Origin of the sequence: Zwartia hollandica, assembly GCF_019923725.1 — a bacterium.
Lineage (GTDB): Bacteria > Pseudomonadota > Gammaproteobacteria > Burkholderiales > Burkholderiaceae_B > Zwartia > Zwartia hollandica.
The window spans coordinates 177,936-195,093 of the sequence record NZ_JAHXRI010000025.1 but is presented as its reverse complement, the minus strand read 5'-3'; the positions used below and the strand labels follow the sequence as shown (position 1 = coordinate 195,093).

The 17,158-nt window shown below is 53.7% G+C and carries 14 protein-coding genes; 8 read left to right on the top strand and 6 right to left on the bottom strand.

Annotated elements, in window-relative coordinates:
* Window positions 1-6: 6 nt before the first annotated feature.
* The 8 genes from KZZ10_RS15355 to KZZ10_RS15320 are packed head-to-tail and all read left to right on the top strand — an operon-like array spanning window position 7 to window position 10,399.
* Window positions 7-891, top strand: a complete 885-nt coding sequence (locus KZZ10_RS15355) for a UPF0280 family protein (RefSeq protein ID WP_259662417.1) — start codon at window positions 7-9, stop codon at window positions 889-891.
* 27 nt (window positions 892-918) lie between these two features.
* Window positions 919-1,503 (top strand): amino acid synthesis family protein, encoded by a 585-nt coding sequence (locus tag KZZ10_RS15350; RefSeq protein WP_259662416.1) that lies wholly within the window; start codon window positions 919-921, stop codon window positions 1,501-1,503.
* A gap of 31 nt (window positions 1,504-1,534) precedes the next feature.
* Window positions 1,535-2,749 carry an ABC transporter substrate-binding protein gene (locus KZZ10_RS15345; protein WP_259662415.1) on the top strand — a complete coding sequence of 405 codons (1,215 nt, stop codon included), beginning with the start codon at window positions 1,535-1,537 and terminating at the stop codon, window positions 2,747-2,749.
* 34 nt (window positions 2,750-2,783) lie between these two features.
* Complete coding sequence (locus KZZ10_RS15340) at window positions 2,784-4,682, top strand: ABC transporter permease (protein WP_259662414.1); 1,899 nt, start codon at window positions 2,784-2,786, stop codon at window positions 4,680-4,682.
* Window positions 4,679-5,464, top strand: a complete 786-nt coding sequence (locus tag KZZ10_RS15335; RefSeq protein WP_259662413.1) for an ABC transporter ATP-binding protein — start codon at window positions 4,679-4,681, stop codon at window positions 5,462-5,464. The genes KZZ10_RS15340 and KZZ10_RS15335 overlap by 4 nt, the downstream gene beginning before the upstream one ends.
* Complete coding sequence (locus tag KZZ10_RS15330) at window positions 5,461-6,192, top strand: ABC transporter ATP-binding protein (protein ID WP_259662412.1); 732 nt, start codon at window positions 5,461-5,463, stop codon at window positions 6,190-6,192. The genes KZZ10_RS15335 and KZZ10_RS15330 overlap by 4 nt, the downstream gene beginning before the upstream one ends.
* A 6-nt stretch (window positions 6,193-6,198) precedes the next feature.
* Window positions 6,199-6,720 carry a (2Fe-2S)-binding protein gene (locus KZZ10_RS15325; protein ID WP_259662411.1) on the top strand — a complete coding sequence of 174 codons (522 nt, stop codon included), beginning with the start codon at window positions 6,199-6,201 and terminating at the stop codon, window positions 6,718-6,720.
* Window positions 6,710-10,399: a molybdopterin cofactor-binding domain-containing protein gene (locus tag KZZ10_RS15320; protein WP_259662410.1), complete on the top strand. Its 3,690-nt coding sequence runs from the start codon at window positions 6,710-6,712 to the stop codon at window positions 10,397-10,399. Before KZZ10_RS15325 ends, KZZ10_RS15320 begins: the two co-directional genes overlap by 11 nt.
* On the opposite strand, the gene KZZ10_RS15315 is transcribed toward KZZ10_RS15320, so the two are convergent.
* From KZZ10_RS15315 to KZZ10_RS15290, 6 genes are read right to left on the bottom strand one after another with little or no spacing between them, the layout of a single operon-like run.
* On the bottom strand, window positions 10,383-11,003 hold the full coding sequence (locus tag KZZ10_RS15315; protein ID WP_259662409.1) for an energy transducer TonB: 621 nt from the start codon (window positions 11,001-11,003) through the stop codon (window positions 10,383-10,385). The genes KZZ10_RS15320 and KZZ10_RS15315 overlap by 17 nt on opposite strands.
* Window positions 11,003-11,794: an ATP-binding cassette domain-containing protein gene (locus KZZ10_RS15310; RefSeq protein WP_259662408.1), complete on the bottom strand. Its 792-nt coding sequence runs from the start codon at window positions 11,792-11,794 to the stop codon at window positions 11,003-11,005. Before KZZ10_RS15310 ends, KZZ10_RS15315 begins: the two co-directional genes overlap by 1 nt.
* Window positions 11,791-12,834, bottom strand: coding sequence for a FecCD family ABC transporter permease (locus tag KZZ10_RS15305; RefSeq protein ID WP_259662407.1), 1,044 nt, complete (start codon window positions 12,832-12,834; stop codon window positions 11,791-11,793). Before KZZ10_RS15305 ends, KZZ10_RS15310 begins: the two co-directional genes overlap by 4 nt.
* A complete protein-coding gene (locus KZZ10_RS15300) occupies window positions 12,831-13,748 on the bottom strand; it encodes a heme/hemin ABC transporter substrate-binding protein (protein ID WP_259662406.1) in 918 nt (305 codons plus the stop codon). Before KZZ10_RS15300 ends, KZZ10_RS15305 begins: the two co-directional genes overlap by 4 nt.
* The gene (locus tag KZZ10_RS15295) at window positions 13,736-14,860 is read right to left on the bottom strand and encodes a hemin-degrading factor (protein WP_259662405.1); all 1,125 of its coding nucleotides are present in this window, start codon (window positions 14,858-14,860) and stop codon (window positions 13,736-13,738) included. Before KZZ10_RS15295 ends, KZZ10_RS15300 begins: the two co-directional genes overlap by 13 nt.
* A gap of 10 nt (window positions 14,861-14,870) precedes the next feature.
* On the bottom strand, window positions 14,871-17,063 hold the full coding sequence (locus KZZ10_RS15290) for a TonB-dependent hemoglobin/transferrin/lactoferrin family receptor (RefSeq protein WP_259662404.1): 2,193 nt from the start codon (window positions 17,061-17,063) through the stop codon (window positions 14,871-14,873).
* Between the last annotated feature and the right edge of the window lie 95 nt (window positions 17,064-17,158).

The following is a 17,158-nucleotide window of genomic DNA, read 5'->3' as shown; positions in this document are numbered from 1 at the left end:
GCAAACATGTCACATGCAACCTCTGTCGTGCTGGAAGACGGACGTCTACACTTTCAACACGGTCCAATCGATATCGTGGCGCATGCCGAAGGCGATCGGACCGCAGTGGCGGACGCGCATCATGCTGCATCTGAACGCTTCGCAACAATCCTGACTGAGCTCGTTCAAGAACTACCGACACTACGCCAACCCGTCAAGCAACAATCTGCCTGCCCCGTGACAGGCCCAATCGCCCAAGTAATGTGGGAGGCCTGCCAACGCTGCCCGAGCGACTTTATTACGCCGATGGCAGCCGTGGCGGGCTCTGTTGCACAGGCACTTATTACGTTCTACCAGCAGCCCGGTGTCACGCGGGCTTGGGTAAACAATGGTGGTGACATTGCGCTGTATTTAACACCTGGAACAAAAGTTGACATTGGCTTGTTTGCCGACCTGTCAAAGTTTGATGCTCACGCGCTTAAACAAGGGCTTACCTTGGATGGGACACTAAGCATCGATTACGCAATGCCTGTTCGCGGCGTCGCCACGAGCGGTTGGCGAGGTCGCAGCCTGTCTCTCGGCATCGCCGATAGCGTCACCGTTTTAGCCGCCACCGCAAGTTTGGCCGATGCTGCTGCAACTGTAATCGCGAATGCTGTTGATACCGACCATCCCGCCGTTGAGCGACAACCTGCCAACGAAGTCAAAGATAACTCCGACTTGGGGCAACGACTTGTCACTGTGCATGTTCCCCCTTTAGCTTCAGACACAATTCAGCATGCCTTGCAACAGGGTTTACAGCAGGCTCTACAAATGAAACAAAGCGGTTTAATCTCTGATTGCATCTTGACCTGTCAAGGCTGGATCGTCAGCACAGCTTCGCCCCACATTGTTCGCAATCAAATTCACTAACGTTTTACGTATCAATCAGGAGTCCGCATGGCCGCAAAGATTCGCAAACTCATCGTTCAGGTCGATGAGACCCATCTTGAAATGGGTCAGGTTGTCTCGCCCCCTACGCGCAGAGCACTTGCCATTGCCGTCATTGAAAATCCTTATGCCGGCACCTTTAGCCAAAATCTAGACGCGTTGATTCAAATAGGAGAGGAGCTAGGCGCCCTTCTTGGCAACAAGTGTGTGCAAGCGCTAGGCATCAAGCCAGAGCAGGCTCAAAGCTATGGAAAAGCGGCAATAGTCGGAGAGGCTGGCGAACTCGAGCACGCAGCGGCAATTCTGCACCCTAAGTTAGGTGCTCCGCTGCGTCAAGCTGTGCAGCAAGGCGCGGCGCTCGTTCCCTCAAGTAAAAAACGCGGTGGACCAGGTTGTGCGATTGACGTGCCGCTAGGCCACAAAGATGCGGCCTTTGTCCGCAGTCACTTTGACGCAATTGAAGCACGCGTGACAGATGCTCCAGGTGCAAAAGAAATCGTCGTTGCAGTCGCAGTAACGGATAGCGGTCGCCCTTTGCCTCGTATCGGCGGCCTGCAGGCTAGTGAAATCGAGGGTAAAGATGGCTTACGTTAATAAAAACAGTTTTAATTTCCAGGAGAACTTCATGCGTCGCATATTTACCAAACGCATCACAGCGTCATTTTTCTTAGGCGCCTCACTGCTCGGTGCGTCTATCGCAGCCACGGCACAGGACGTCATCAAAATTGGGGAGATCAATAGCTATAAAGCGCAGCCCGCTTTCTTGGAGCCCTACAAAAAGGGGATGGAGCTGGCGATTGATCAAATCAATGCAGCAGGTGGATTAAATGGAAAGAAAGTTCAACTGATTACGCGTGATGACAATGCAAACCCAGGCGATGCAGTGCGCGTCGCCGAGGAACTTATTTCACGCGATAAAGTCGATGTCCTGACTGGATCATTTCTGTCACATATTGGCTTAGCACTCACGGATTTTGCGAAGCAGAAAAAGGTTTTCTTTCTTGCAAGCGAACCGTTAACGGACAAAATTGTCTGGCAAAACGGTAACCGCTACACGTTCCGTCTGCGCCCTTCCACCCACATGCAAGTGGCGATGTTAGTGCCAGAAGCTAGTGCCATGAAAAAGAAGCGCTGGGCAATCGTTTACCCAAATTATGAATACGGTCAATCTGCAGCGGCGACCTTCAAAACACTGATGAAGGCTGCTCAACCAGATATCGAATTTGTGGCTGAGCAAGCAACACCATTGGGAAAAGTAGATGCGGGTAGCGTGGTGCAAGCTCTAGGAGATGCCAAACCGGATGCGATCTTCAACGTCTTATTTGGAGCGGACCTTTCACGTTTTGTCCGCGAAGGTAATACGCGCGGGCTGTTTAAAGGTCGAGAGGTTGTGAGTCTCCTGACTGGAGAGCCAGAGTACCTGGATCCACTCAAAGACGAAAGCCCAACAGGCTGGTTAGTAACGGGATACCCTTGGTATGCAATCAAGACACCCGAACATGACGCCTTCAAGAATGCCTATGAGGCCAAGTTCAAAGACTACCCAAGACTTGGCTCCGTTGTCGGTTATAGCGCCATCATGTCTCTGGCCGCCGGGATTAAAAAAGCCCAAAGTACAGATACTGAAAAGCTAATCACGGCCTTCCGTGGCTTGACGCTCATGTCACCTTTTGGCAGCGTCACTTACCGCCCTGAGGATCACCAATCGACGATGGGAGGCTATGTGGGTCGTACTAAACTTGAGAACGGGAAGGGTGTGATGGGCACGTTCCGTTACATCGATGGCGCAACCGTATTACCTTCTGCAGAAGAAGTAAAAAAGCTTCGTCCTGCGGATTAATGCATTTATTAATTAATTAAGGAGCCCTGCCTGCATGGACCTTTCAAGCTTGATTGTTCAACTGCTCAATGGTCTAGCGGGCGCGTCGTCACTTTTTCTTGTGGCGGCGGGGCTATCCTTGATTTTCGGGGTAACCCGGATTGTGAACTTTGCCCACGGCTCGTTTTTTATGGTGGGCATCTATATCGCATACACGCTCGTTGAGAAACTGTCGGCGAGTATTGGTTTTTGGCCAGCTCTATTATTAGCCCCTTTGGCCGTCGGTCTGCTGGGCGCAGTCATTGAAGTCACGCTGTTGCGTCGCATCTATCGCGCACCCGAACTATTCCAACTTCTAGCCACTTTTGCCTTGGTGCTCGTCATCAAAGACGCTGTGCTATGGATCTGGGGGCCTGAAGAACTACTCGGGCCTCGTGCCCCAGGACTCAAGGGCTCTGTCGAAATTCTGAGTCGTAACTTTCCCTCCTACGACCTGTTTTTAATTGTCGTGGGACCCGTCTTGCTTGGCTTGTTATGGCTATTACTCACCCGTACACGTTGGGGCACCCTTGTGCGTGCGGCGACACAAGACCGAGAGATGGTCGCGGCGCTGGGCGTCAACCAAGCATGGCTTTTTACGGCGGTGTTCGCACTTGGTGCACTCCTGGCAGGACTAGGTGGCGCCCTTCAACTTCCTCGCGAACCTGCAAACCTCGAGATGGATCTCCATACGATTGGTGCCGCGTTCGTGGTGGTCGTTGTTGGTGGCATGGGCTCTATTCCCGGTGCCTATGTTGCTGCACTACTTATCGCGGAACTCAAAGCGATTTGCATCTGGCTTGGACTCGTCGAGATCGCCGGAATACAAATATCTTTCTCCAAGCTAACACTCGTTGTTGAGTTTCTCGTGATGGCAATCGTTTTGGTCTTCAGACCCTGGGGACTAATGGGACGTGCTCAGCCGGCCTCGCGAAACGCCGCCGAAATCGAATTGCCATTGCGTCCGGCCTCGAACGCCTACAAGTTGGGTGGTGTCTTGGTCGTTCTAACTTTGATTGCCATGCCATGGCTTGCCGCGCAATCACCTTATGTCACAGTCCTGCTGATCGACCTCTTAATCGCTGTCCTCTTCGCAGCAAGCTTGCACTTCATCATGGGGCCAGCAGGGCTTCACTCGTTTGGGCATGCCGCCTATTTTGGCTTGGGCGCGTATGGTGCAGCTCTGCTCATCCGACACCTCGGCGTACCGATGGAGCTTAGTCTGATACTCGCACCTGCCGTTGCTGCGCTTGGGGCTTTTCTTTACGGCTGGTTTTGTGTACGACTCTCGGGCGTATATCTGGCCATGTTGACCCTCGCCTTCGCCCAAATTACCTGGGCAATCGTTTATCAGTGGGATGCGTTCACCGGCGGCAGTAACGGCTTAACTGGGGTGTGGCCGGCGCAGTGGTTACAGGACAAGAGAAATTACTATTTCCTAACGCTTGGACTGGTGGTGATTTCAGTCTACGTCATGCGTCGTCTTCTCTACTCCCCGTTTGGGTATGCGCTGCGCGCGGGTCGAGATTCCCCTCTTCGCGCCGATGCAATTGGGATCGATGTAAAGAAAATACAATGGGTTGCCTTTATTGTGGCAGGCACCTTTGCAGGTTTAGCAGGCGCGTTATTTGCCTTCTCTAAGGGGAGCATTTCACCTGAGAGCTTGCATGTCAGTCGTTCAATTGATGGTTTAGTGATGGTGCTCTTGGGTGGGATTCAAACCCTTGCAGGGCCGATCGTTGGCGCCTTCACCTTTACCTGGTTGCATGACACCGTTGCACGCAACACAGAGTACTGGCGCGCAATGCTAGGCGCCATCATTCTCTTGCTCGTCTTACTCTTTCCCCAAGGCATTGCTGGTTTTGCCGCACAAATTACCGAGCGCATCAAAGCAGCGCGCAAGGAGGCCGTATGACCTTGCTCACTGTACGTGGACTCGGAAAGTCTTTCGGAGGCGTGAAAGCGGTCGATGGTATTGACTTTGACTTAAAGGCCGGTGAACTGCTCGCCCTGATCGGACCAAACGGCGCAGGTAAATCGACCACCTTCAACATGGTCAATGGTCAACTCAAGGCCGATCGAGGCTCGATCAAAATGAATGGCACTGAACTCATCGGTCTGGCGCCACGTGCGATTTGGCGTTTAGGCGTGGGACGATGCTTTCAGATCGCAGAGACATTTTCCTCCCTGACGGTGATTGAAAACGTGCAGATGGCCTTGTTATCTCACGACAACCAGCTGTTTTCCTTTTTTAAACCCGCTTCCTCACACGCGCGAGACAAAGCACTCGAACTTTTGAGCCAGGTGGGCATGCAGGAGCAGGCGGATCGTCCTTGTAGCGAACTAGCCTATAGCGACGTGAAGCGAGTAGAGCTCGCGATCGCGTTAGCGAATGAGCCAAAACTGTTACTCATGGACGAACCGACAGCCGGTATGGCGCCCAAAGAACGAAACGACATGATGGCGATGACCAAGCGCCTAGTGATTGAGCGCGGAATTGCTGTGCTCTTCACCGAGCACAGCATGGATGTCGTCTTCGCCTACGCCGATCGCATTAGCGTGCTGGCCCGTGGACGACTGATTGCGCACGGCACACCCGACTCTATCCGTGAGGACCGGAACGTACAAGAGGTCTATTTTGGTGGTGGCAGCACCTTTGCGCTCAACCCCTCTAAAGCAGTAGAGGTTTCACAATGAGTCAGCAGACCCTTCTAGCCGTCTCTGGATTGCAGGCTTGGTACGGTGCAGCAAAAATTCTGTACGACGTAGACTTGACTGTTGGGCGTGGTGAGGTTGTCGCGCTGATGGGACGCAACGGCGCAGGCAAATCCACCACAATGAAATCTATCATGGGATTGATAGATAAGCGGCGCGGTCAGCTACACTTCATGGAGCGCGACATTTCGCAACGCTCGACGCACGAGATCGCTGGCATGGGTCTTGGCTTTGTACCAGAGGATCGACGTATTTTTACCGATCTCACTGTCCTAGAGAATCTTGAAGTTGGGCGACAAACGACGCGTCTTTGGCCTAGCGGTGAGGCGGCACCACACTGGACGCCAGAAAAGCTCTTCAAGCTTTTCCCGAACCTTGGCGAGATGCCCCACCGCCCAGGCGGACGGATGAGTGGTGGCGAACAACAGATGCTGACGGTTGCGCGGTCTCTGATGGGCAATCCCTACTTGATCCTACTCGACGAACCGTCCGAGGGGATCGCTCCCGTCATTGTGGAGCAAATGGTTCATATGATTTTGGCTCTTAAACAGCAAGGAGTCAGCATCTTGTTATCCGAACAGAATCTACACTTTGCGAATCTCGTGTGCGACCGCGCCTATGTCCTAGAAAAAGGTCAAATCCGCTTTGCGGGCACGATGCGCGAGCTCGACGAAAACGAAGCAGTGCGACGCGCTTACTTGAGCCTTTAAGCGCACATGCCTTCTCTGAACATCAACGCGAAGCCTCTGAATCTGACCATTAACGGTCAGGCGGTTGAAACTCAGCTGGATCCAGATACGCCTCTCCTCAATTTCTTACGGAACGACCTTGGGCTCAATGGACCTAAATATGGCTGTGGTCTTGGTCAATGTGGGTCCTGTACGGTGCTCGTCGATGGGCAGGCAGCTCGCTCCTGCGTGATCCCGCTCGATGGCGTTCAAGGCCGAGCCATCACAACGCTAGAGGGCTTGGGAACACTTGCCAAGCCTCATCTCATTCAACAAGCGTTCATTGCCGAACAGGCAGCACAATGTGGCTACTGCCTCAACGGAATGATCATGATGACCGCATCTCTCTTGGCACGGACGCTCTCACCCAGCGAGCAAGAAATTCGCTCAGAGTTATCTTCGAATTTTTGCCGTTGCGGCACACATGTGGAGATTATCCGTGCCGTTCAGCGTGCAGCGCAGCTGATGCGCGAGGCCAAACATCCTCAGGTGGCTAAGCATGGCACCTAGCCAAGTACTGCGGCTGCGTCAAGACTTTCTCGAGGCGTCCGGCGTGCTGCTCGTTGTACGAGAGCCACTCCCGGCACCTCCTCCAACAAAAGGGCAGCCCGCCGCTGTACCTGCTAATCCTGCGGAGGGTCAGGAGGTATTGCTTTCGGTATGGTCTGATGGACGAGTCGTTGCACTCCACGGTCATGTAGATCTTGGAACCGGACTACGTACAGCGTTCGGTCAAATCGTTGCAGAAGAACTTGATGTTTCAATGGCTCAAGTTGAGGTGATCCTTGGCGATACTGGCCGCGCACCGAACCAAGGTCCAACGATCGCAAGCGGCTCCATACAACTTCATAGCCCCCCTTTGCGGCAAGCAGCCGCTCAAGCGCGACGCTGGTTGCTGCAAACAGCGGCAGCCAGATGGAATACGCATGAAGACTCCCTGCACACTGAGCGTGGTGAAGTCCTATACGAGCAGGTCGACCACCCCACGCAGCGCCTGACCTACGGCGAGCTCGTTGGTGAGGCCAATATTCGTTTGTTACTTGATCCTTCGGTCAGACTTAAGGCTCAAGAAGAGCATCACACGATCGGTCAACCGATTCCCCGCGTTGACATCCCAGGCAAAGCGACAGGGCAGCTTACCTTCGTGCATGACATGCGCGTACCCGGAATGCTGCACGGACGCGTCGTCAGACCGCCGTATGCAGGTGCTGACCATGGTGATTTTGTTGGCAACCTTCTGGAGTCTGTTGACGAGACCTCGATTGCCCATATCCCTGGCATAAAAGCCGTGGTCGTCATTCGTGACTTTATCGGCATTGTTGCCGAGCGCGAAGAACTTGCCGAGCAAGCGGCGAACCAACTGCGTGTTGTCTGGAAGGAATGGCCTGGTCTGCCTGACCTGAGCAACCTTGAGCATGCGCTACGCGCGAACCCTTCCACGCCCCGCGAACTTATCAACGAAGGCAACATCGATGCCGCGCTAGAGGATGGGGGCACTGAGATCTCGCGCACCTACATCTGGCCTTATCAGATGCATGCGTCAATCGGCCCATCTTGCGCGGTCGCAGATTGGTCGAATGCGGAACCCTATACGCTCACAGTATGGGCTGGCACACAAAACCCACATGTACTGCGGGCCGATCTTGCGCGCTTGACAGGGCTTACCGACCTAGATATTGAAATCGTCCGAATGGAGGCCTCTGGCTGTTATGGACGCAACGGTGCCGACGATGTCGCAGCTGACGCGGTTTTGCTGTCGCGCGCTGTCGGTGCACCCGTGCGGGTCCAGCTCACGCGCGAACAAGAAAACCTTTGGGAACCAAAAGGCGCGGCGCAATGGATGCAAGTACGCGGAGGGCTGGACGCAGCGGGCGACTTTGCCGCCTATGACTTTCAAACCTCATACCCATCGAACGGTGCTCCTACCCTTGCCCTGCTGTTAACACGCACGATTGAACCGCTTGCCCAAACCTACGAAATGGGTGACCGCACGGCCCGCCCGCCATACCAAGTCGGCAATCTACGGGTCACTGTCAACGACATGCCGCCGATCCTGCGCGCCTCCTGGTTGCGTGGCGTATCCGCACTGCCAAACTCTTTCGCACACGAGTCGTATATTGACGAGCTCGCCACACAAGCCGGCGTTGACCCAGTCGAGTTCCGCCTACGTTATTTAGACGATCCGCGCGCAAGAGAGCTCTTGCAAGCAACGACCGACAAAGCGGGCTGGATACGGCATGCCGAGCCGCAACAGCAAGATACCCAGGGCGATATCTTACGTGGTCAAGGTGTTGCCTATGCCCGTTATATCCACAGCAAGTGGCCGGGATTTGGGGCAGCATGGGCAGCGTGGGTGGCCGATGTCGAGGTAAACCGTCGCACCGGCGAGGTCCATGTCAAACGCGTCGTCGTGGGCCATGATGCCGGCATGACAATCAACCCCGCCGGTGTAGAGCATCAAGTGCACGGCAATGTAGTCCAAACCACGAGCCGCGCACTGCATGAGAGCGTTCCGGTGCGCAAGCAAGATAACACCGTGGCAACACGCGAATGGGGCTCTTATCCTATTCTGAATTTCCGTCAGGTCCCGGTTATCGATGTCTTGCAAATGCCTCGGCCAAACGAGGTACCACTGGGAGCCGGCGAGTCATCCTCGGTACCAGGTACAGCAGCGATTGCCAATGCAATCTTTGATGCGACCGGAATTCGCTTTCGTCAACCACCTTTCACGCCAGAAGTGGTCCGCGCGGCACTGAATCCCCTACCCCCTGCATCCCAACCTGGTTACCCTGCTGAGCAACCCATACAACGGCAGTTGCCCCCCACAGCAAATCCGAACGCACAGTGGCCCACGCGAAGACCCTTTGCAAAAAGACTGGCTGCAGTGCTTGCCGGTGTCGCAGGTCTGTCACTCGGCTGGATCGGCTTACGTAGCCCGGCACCCATTGCGCCCATCACGCAGTTCAACCCTGCCCTGTATTCGGCACAAACCATCGAGAAGGGTCGTCAGCTAGTTGCACTAGGCAATTGTGTCAGCTGTCACACGGCACCGGGCGGCCAGCCCAATGCAGGCGGCTTAGGCATACAAACCCCCTTTGGCACGGTGTATTCGACAAACTTAACGCCAGACAAAGCGACTGGGATTGGCTCCTGGTCCTTGCCCGCTTTTAGGCGCGCGATGCGCGATGGCGTATCGCAGGACGGACATCTGCTGTATCCCGCTTTCCCCTACACCTCATTTAAAAATATGACCGACGAGGACATTACCTCGGTCTATGCCTACTTGATGGTGCAGCCCTCCGTCGAACAGAAGAATCCCTCAACCGAACTCTCAGCACCGTTTTCCTATCGTCCACTCATGGCCGTATGGAACGCGCTATACAGCGAGCCCGCAACCTCCCAGACCTTACTCGCCGATCAAGGCGAGCTTTGGAACCGCGGCGCCTACCTCGTCAATGGTGTTGGACACTGCACAGCATGTCACACCCCGCGCGACATGCTTGGTGGTGAAAAACTAGGTAAAGGCTTTTTATCCGGCGCCTGGATCAAAGGCTGGGAAGCCCCCGCCTTAACCGCCGCATCCAAGTCGCCCGTCAGATGGACGGAGCAATCGTTCTATGACTATCTACGCACGGGTTTTAGTGGCCAACACGGTAGTGCCGGAGGCCCCATGGCACCGGTTGTGCAACAACTGGCCTCCGTACCAGATAGCGATATCAAAGCGATGGCCCATTATTTAGCCTCTTTCCAAGAAGCAGCCACCTCCGCACGAGCGACCCAAGCGGCACAAGACTATGTCGTGGCGGCCCAAACCCAAAGTGCGACCTTGCTCGGACCTGCTCAAAGAATGTTCACGATGGCTTGTGCTGCATGTCATCACGATGGCGACGGCCCTAAACTACTCGGCGCAAACATCCCGCTGGCGCTAAACACCAACTTACATAGCGATAAGCCGGATAACGTCATTAGAGTGATTCTCGAGGGTGTCCGTAAGCCCGCAAGCCAAGCGATCGGCTTCATGCCGTCCTTCGCAGGCCAACTCGACGACGATCAAATCCTGTCCCTAGTGCAGTATATGCGCGCTCGCTTCGCACCCGACAAGGGAGCCTGGAACGATCTCGAGCCAAGCATCGCTCGCATTCGACTGGAAACCGCCAAACAGCCAAATGGCCCTATCCCTGCAAAGTGAAACGCACAGGAAACTCTACCCAACTTGCCATGGTAGTCCCTTGAGATCTCGCGGGTTTAAAGCGCCAGCGCGCGACGGCTCGCAATGCAGACTCATCGAACAAGCGATAGCCGCTCGTTTTAAATAAGATAATTCGCTCGGGCAGCCCCGACCGATCAACCAAAACCCGCAACCACACCGTACCTTCAATACCGCGTTGACGCAGCATGATCGGATAATCTGGTACTGGATTGAGGTCATGCTGAGGTCGCGCATACTCGTACGCGGTGTGCACCACCTCCTTGAACTCTTTGCCCTGCACTGGGACCGAGGCTGGAGAAGGACGCGCCACGATTTCCTTCGCGATGATGACTTCGGAGCGCACCGGCGGCGTCTCGGCAACCGCTATGGCTTGGGCAACCACCTGTGTAGCCACAACGTTCTCAGTGACTTGCGCTGGGCTCGCAAAGAGCATCAGAATGTTGTCAGATTCCGCTTGAGGAGGCATGGCTGTGCTTTGTGACTGACCTACCATCGCTAAAACAATCAGGATTGCAACCCCGCCAAGATGCATCAAGCTCGCTAGCAAAATAGAACGCCGCAAAGAGCAAGTGTCCGTGCACATTATGAATGCCCTTGGGTAGCGGTTGCGCATATAAACAGAAGATCGTCAGCGTGATGTTTCCTAAAACGCACTTCAAAAAGACGCTCTAATATCGGTATCGCATCAACCGAAGAAGGACAGTCTGCGTATAACTGTCCTTGCCGAATTAGGATGAGTCGATCAAACTCTTGCAAAGCAAGCTGCACATCATGCAAAACGGCGATTAAGGTATGCCCGCGCAATCGAGTGAAGCTCGACAGTCGATCAAATAGCTCAAGCGCAAGACCAGGATCCAAGGCAGTGAGGGGCTCATCTACAAGAAGGAGTCCCCCAGAGACATCCCAAAGCTGTGCGAACACGCGTGCGAGATGCACTCGCGCAAGCTCCCCACCGGAGAGGCCCGCTGTTGTTCTATGCAGCAAATGCTCTGCGCGTGCCAAGGTCGCAGACTGTCTAATAATTTGATTCGAGTCTCCACCTGCCACCCTACCTAATCTGCCAAGTCCAATCACTAACTCAACCGGCATTGCAAAGGTATTCTGATAAGACTGGGGCAACACCGCCAACACACGACTCAGTGCAGCAGGCCTCAAGGACTCTACCGGCATTCCCCCTAAACTAAGATTGCCATTTGCAGTCGCATACTCACCCGAGATCACTTTTAGTAAGGATGACTTTCCCGCGCCACTTGGCCCGAGGATTGCGATGCGCTCTCCCGCCAAAACATCAAAACTGAACGGTCCAAACCGCGTCGATCCGATGCACACCTCAGCTTGGTCCAGACGTAAAAGCACTCCAGTTTGAGCAGTCATACCGCTCGCCCTTTGTCTCGAGCCAGCAGCCACAAAAAAAATGAGCTGCCCAATAGAGCGGTAAATATGCCGACTGGTACTTCCGCAGGGGCAGCAATCGTACGGGCCAACGTGTCAGCGCAAATTAGCAAAATAGCACCAACAATTGCAGCACGAGGCAAAACAACTCGAAGATCAGCGCCAGCCGTCATGCGCACCAAGTGTGGCGCGACTAACCCTATAAAACCGATCACACCACAAAATGCCACAGCAAAGCCTGCTAATCCTGCCACCATCAAGACAATCCGTAATCGAAGACTGGGCAAACAAACTCCTACATGTCTGGCGATGTTTTCGCCAAGAAGCAGCGCATTCAAGCCTTGCAAAAGTGGCCGTGCAGCTATCCAGGTAACCAAAAGAATTCCACTCGAAACAGCGACAAGCGTCCAGCTGGCATTTGCCAGTGAGCCCAGCGTCCAAAAAGTAAGTGTGCGTAGCTGAATATCTGTCGCCGTATACGCACATAGTCCGATCACCGCTCCTGCAAGTGCATTAACTGCAATTCCTGTTAACAGAAGACCCGCCATGGAACCTGTCATCCATCTCTGAGAAATTCCATTCAAAAAAAGGCAGACAAGGATCGCTCCACTAAATGCAATAAGTGGTAGAGGCAGCCAATGTGAAGCAAAGGTGTCCGCACCCGGGATCCGCCCGAGAAAAACAATCGATAAGGCAGCCGCACACGCCGCACCCGAGGAAATCCCCAAAAGTCCCGGTTCAGCTAAGGGATTCCGAAACAACGCCTGGGTTAATGCCCCTCCAATGCCAAGACTGGCCCCGACCACACCCGCAAACAGTATCCGAGGCAAACGGATACCCCATAGAATGTGCCGGCTGCCCACTGCCAAGATTTCTGACTCTGACACCTCACGCCAAAACAGCCACGCCGATTGATCTAGCGGCAATGCACCATACTTGGTTGCGACCAGCGTAATTAAAAACAACACGCCCACGAGAACGAGGGTGTTAGGTGGCTCTGGCCAGCCAGGGTATCGCCTCATGCTCGCATCGCTTCTAGCGATGTACGATGCAGCGTCAATATTGCGTCTGGCATGCGTGGACCAAAGCTCAGCAGAAACATCGTGTCAAACACCAGCCAACGCGCAGGCTGTGCAGCAGGTGTCGCAGACAAGCCCTGAATCTGTTTGATCGACTCGCGCGTACTACGAGCGACCTCTTGTGTGCTGGAATCTGGCTGCGCCAACACAATCAAATCGGGCTGCGCAGCAATTAATGCCTCTGTTGTGATGGGACGGTAGCCATTCGTATCAGAAAATGCATTTTGAAGTCCTGCGTACTTCAGCATGACATCCGCACCAGTACCCGACCCTGCCACAATGACTTGGCCCGGTGCCAACCCCAGAATGAACATCACTCGGATACCAGACTCAGCGACAGGAATCATGGATATCAGAGCGGTCCACTCACGCCATAGTTGTTCAGTGAGCGCTTGAGCCTTCTCCTCGCACTTTAGGACACGACCGAGTTTCGTCACCCGCAAAAGGAGCGCTTCGACCGTATAACCATCGTCCGCGCTCGAAACGGTGACGCCCGCCTCGCGCAGACGCGCTAACACCGATGCCGGGCCGGCATCACGGCCGACAATCACGTTCTGGGGAGCCAACGCAAGTACGCCCTCTAAAGAAAGGCTACGCGCATAGCCAACGCTAGGCAGGCGTCGTACGCTCAAAGGAAATCTCGATGTAGTATCCACACCGACAAGGTGTGACTCGCATCCCAACGCACACACGATTTCAGTCAAGCCGCCTCCAACGCAAACCACTCGCTTTTTAGCGTTAGGACGAAAGTTCGCAGCCTCTACTGCGGGAAAGCCCGACAGAATGCTCAGACAAGTCGCTTGGATTAGTTGCCGTCGATCTAGGAATAGGGAGCTTGAACGCCTCAGTGCAGACATGCTTCTGCCTCCAGCGCTAAAGACTCGGTCAGTTCTCTCCAAACTTCTAACTCGGGACTATCAAGCTCGCGTTCTCCAAAAAATGTGACGACTAGCTCACCCTGGGAATCAAAGGCTTCAATCGAAGTGACATAGCCATTTTGGGTTGGCTTCTTGACCAACCAAAGACTCCGTACGCTTTCAAGTAGCAGGTGTAAATTAAAACAATCGTCTAGGACATTGAGCCACGCTTGACTCTGGACCACTCGATTCACCAATCCTGAGTGAATTTGTAGCATCCCCTGATTTCCTACGAACACCATAATAGGAATTTTCTGCTCAGAAGCGCGCAGCAAAAGTGACTCTACTTGATCGGGTCTTAATGACTGTGCGAATTCGCTTTCTGCTAGACGTAAGGCCGCGATACGAGAGATTGAGAATCGTTTTAGTAAATCGAAAAATTCATGGGTATCATTAAGATTGCGCCATGCTTGATGAAACGTACGAACATCCACATGCTCAGTGGCGCAGCAATTTGGGGCGTGTCGCGCAGGAGCTCGGGCAAACTCACTTGGCTTTTGCACCGGATGCCGGAACCGGTCAACCAGTTGATAAAACTGCTTGATAGCGCTCTCTGCACGTAAAAATATTTTATGAATTGCAATTCCTGCTTCATCAAAAAACTGCAAGCTGTGCTGCACACCGCCAGTTGCACCTGCAGCTGAAACTCCCTTTTCAGTTACTGCAAAGCCAAAACGCCAAGTACGATAAAAAGCGCGAAGTTCAATCTTGTCACCTTGAATAATACCGATGCTATTTCGATGGCTTGCATTTTTGTAGATGCCAATAGTTTCATGTACGCAAGCGTGATTACGCGTCAACGCCATCACGACACCCAAGGCTTCAAGGGACTGCAAAATCGAAGGCCAGTCTTCGCTCAAGCGTATTGCACTCAGTGCATTCGCTGCGCCAGACTGTGTAGCCTCTGCTGCCCCACCCGAGACGTCCAGATGTGCCGCAATTAATTGACCTTCGGTAATGTGTAGCTGATTCGCAATATCACGCACACGCATTCCATGAAGGCTGCGCATTGTCTGATAAGAATTTTGAATCGTCTCTTGTGTTAGGTGCATGGGGATCTCTTTAATAGTCATAGCGTAAGGAAAGCTGGATATTGCGACCTGCTGCGGTGTACGCATCCTTGACGGGACTGGTATCTTCTAGTCCACGCATATCGGACCAACGCCAATACTTAGCATCCAAGGCGTTGTTGATATTTACGTTGAGCGTGAGATCGCGGGTGGGCTTCCAGAACCATCCCAGATCGAGTACGGCACTTGCTCCAGGTGCAAACGCCTTCTCGGCGGACTCCGCGATGTCGCCTGCTGATTTGGGTGCGCTGTAGGTTACGTTTGCACGTGCACCCCACTGCCCTACGTCATAACGTACGCCAAGGACTGCCTTGAGCGGGTCAACACTATCCAGGGGTTGCTGGCGTCCATTGACTTCGCTTGTTCCCTTTAGATAGGCAATACCTGCCTGAAGGCTCCAGCGTTCATCTATTTTGGATTCAGTACTTATCACGACCCCCCTGATTCTGGCAGTCGTTAGGTTCACATACTGATAGACGTAGGGATTGCTAGGGCGACCGATGCCGCCTACACGTTGCTGACTAATAAAGTTTTTGTACCGATTGTCAAAACCCGCGATGCTGTAGCGCAGGCCTTGCATTGAACCCCGCACACCAAGCTCTATGCTGTCTGCATACTCGGGCTTAAGTTCAGCATTTCCGACACTGGTATAGCCAGCCGCAATATTGCTGAATCCGTTATTGACTTGCTCCGGAGTGGGCGCTCGAAATCCGCGTGCGACCTGTCCGTAAGGAGAAAAATTCGGTAGCCATCGCCAGACCGCACCCAGTCTTGGCGTAACGGCTTGTCCCTGCGATATTTGCGGAGAGTTGCCTTTGTAGGCGTTCGTCGAGGGTGCGATCTGATAATAGTCAAAGCGCAGACCCGGAATGACACTTAACGCTCCGAACTCCATTTCACTTTGACCGAATACCCCACTTTGCGTATAGCGTGAATCCGGAAAGGGTTTAACCGGAAAGACTTCCCCATAAGGAGGTAAAGTTCCGTCGCGCAAGCCAGATACCTGAGCCTGACTCCAGTCGAAGCCGTACGTTAATTTCTGACTAACCACACCGGATAGATTAGTTTCAAACTGGGAGGTAAGGCCAACTAAGCGCGTACGGTAGGTGTTGTCGCGCGTTCGTACTGCACTTCGAACGCGCTCCTCTTGAGTGAACTGATTCACAAAAGCATCCTGCCAATAAACCTTGGTTTCTGCACTTTGAATCCAAGATGCATTCATATCGCTGAAACGATGCTCTAGCGATACTCGATCGCGCTGTATCTGATCACGCGTATCAAAATTTAGCGTTGCTCGAGGTGAGGTAGGTCGGAGAGCTCGCGCGGAATAGACTTCAATCGCTTGCGTACGATATTGTGACTCTACAGTGAGTGAGAGCTGCTGCGCTGCGCTGAGCGAATGAACTGCTTTGCCTAACAGGTAACGATTACGATAATTTGCGGGATTGGCTTGAGTACGCATCGCATTTTCCGAACCGTCAATGCCGTGGGTTGCAGTCTCACGCCCCAAGCGATAACTAGCTAGCACCATACCTTGCCAAGCCGTCCGTTCGCCTGCAACGGCAAGCGTCCCCGCACCGGAGTGATCGATACTGGCATAGCTCATGCGCGAAAAGGCCGCCACTGCTTTCGTCTTAAGCAGGTCGCTTGGGTCGAGTGTACGGAAGCTTACGGCACCGGCTAAGCCATCACTGCCATATTGCGTAGAAGCAGGTCCACGCAATACTTCGACAGATTTGAGCCCATCAATATCAAGAAAGTCACCCCGCCCTGTTGCGAAGGCACCAAAGTTGAAACCGTTTGGGATCCGGATCCCATCAACTAGCATGAGGACCTGATTGCCCCCTAAGCCTCGAATATTGATCCCTTCGTTACCCGCACGGCCGCTGGCGTTACCGCCTAGCCCAAAGCGCGTTGGCGCTGCCCGCACACTGACATCAAGCTCATTGCGGAACAAATCTTTTATATCGCGCGCGCCCTCTTGCTCTATTTGTTGTGCGCCGATGACGGTAACGGATGCGGACACATCGTGAACGCGACGCGGGCTGCGCGTCGCGCTCACTGTGACCTCTTCAAGCCTACTATGCGAAACGGTTGTTGACGTACTCGGATCCGCGAGCACTAAGCGAGGCAAGTGAATGCCAAGTGTTAAACAATAGAGGGATACACGCGTTTTGCTCAGCATGAAGTGTCCTAAAACATCTTAGGCACTGGCTGGCGACGGCTGGCTGGTGCGAATTAAAGAATTTTCACGGCCTCGAGCAAGTCGGGACGTGAGGT

Excerpts from the sequence above, each read along its gene's own strand:
- KZZ10_RS15295 (WP_259662405.1), bottom strand. The coding sequence starts at position 14,860 with ATGCACCTAACACAAGAGACGATTCAAAATTCTTATCAGACAATGCGC.
- KZZ10_RS15325 (WP_259662411.1), top strand. The coding sequence starts at position 6,199 with ATGCCTTCTCTGAACATCAACGCGAAGCCTCTGAATCTGACCATTAAC.
- KZZ10_RS15340 (WP_259662414.1), top strand. The coding sequence starts at position 2,784 with ATGGACCTTTCAAGCTTGATTGTTCAACTGCTCAATGGTCTAGCGGGC.
- KZZ10_RS15330 (WP_259662412.1), top strand. The coding sequence starts at position 5,461 with ATGAGTCAGCAGACCCTTCTAGCCGTCTCTGGATTGCAGGCTTGGTAC.
- KZZ10_RS15310 (WP_259662408.1), bottom strand. The coding sequence starts at position 11,794 with ATGACTGCTCAAACTGGAGTGCTTTTACGTCTGGACCAAGCTGAGGTG.
- KZZ10_RS15345 (WP_259662415.1), top strand. The coding sequence starts at position 1,535 with ATGCGTCGCATATTTACCAAACGCATCACAGCGTCATTTTTCTTAGGC.
- KZZ10_RS15320 (WP_259662410.1), top strand. The coding sequence starts at position 6,710 with ATGGCACCTAGCCAAGTACTGCGGCTGCGTCAAGACTTTCTCGAGGCG.
- KZZ10_RS15355 (WP_259662417.1), top strand. The coding sequence starts at position 7 with ATGTCACATGCAACCTCTGTCGTGCTGGAAGACGGACGTCTACACTTT.
- KZZ10_RS15300 (WP_259662406.1), bottom strand. The coding sequence starts at position 13,748 with ATGTCTGCACTGAGGCGTTCAAGCTCCCTATTCCTAGATCGACGGCAA.
- KZZ10_RS15335 (WP_259662413.1), top strand. The coding sequence starts at position 4,679 with ATGACCTTGCTCACTGTACGTGGACTCGGAAAGTCTTTCGGAGGCGTG.
- KZZ10_RS15290 (WP_259662404.1), bottom strand. The coding sequence starts at position 17,063 with ATGCTGAGCAAAACGCGTGTATCCCTCTATTGTTTAACACTTGGCATT.
- KZZ10_RS15305 (WP_259662407.1), bottom strand. The coding sequence starts at position 12,834 with ATGAGGCGATACCCTGGCTGGCCAGAGCCACCTAACACCCTCGTTCTC.
- KZZ10_RS15350 (WP_259662416.1), top strand. The coding sequence starts at position 919 with ATGGCCGCAAAGATTCGCAAACTCATCGTTCAGGTCGATGAGACCCAT.
- KZZ10_RS15315 (WP_259662409.1), bottom strand. The coding sequence starts at position 11,003 with ATGTGCACGGACACTTGCTCTTTGCGGCGTTCTATTTTGCTAGCGAGC.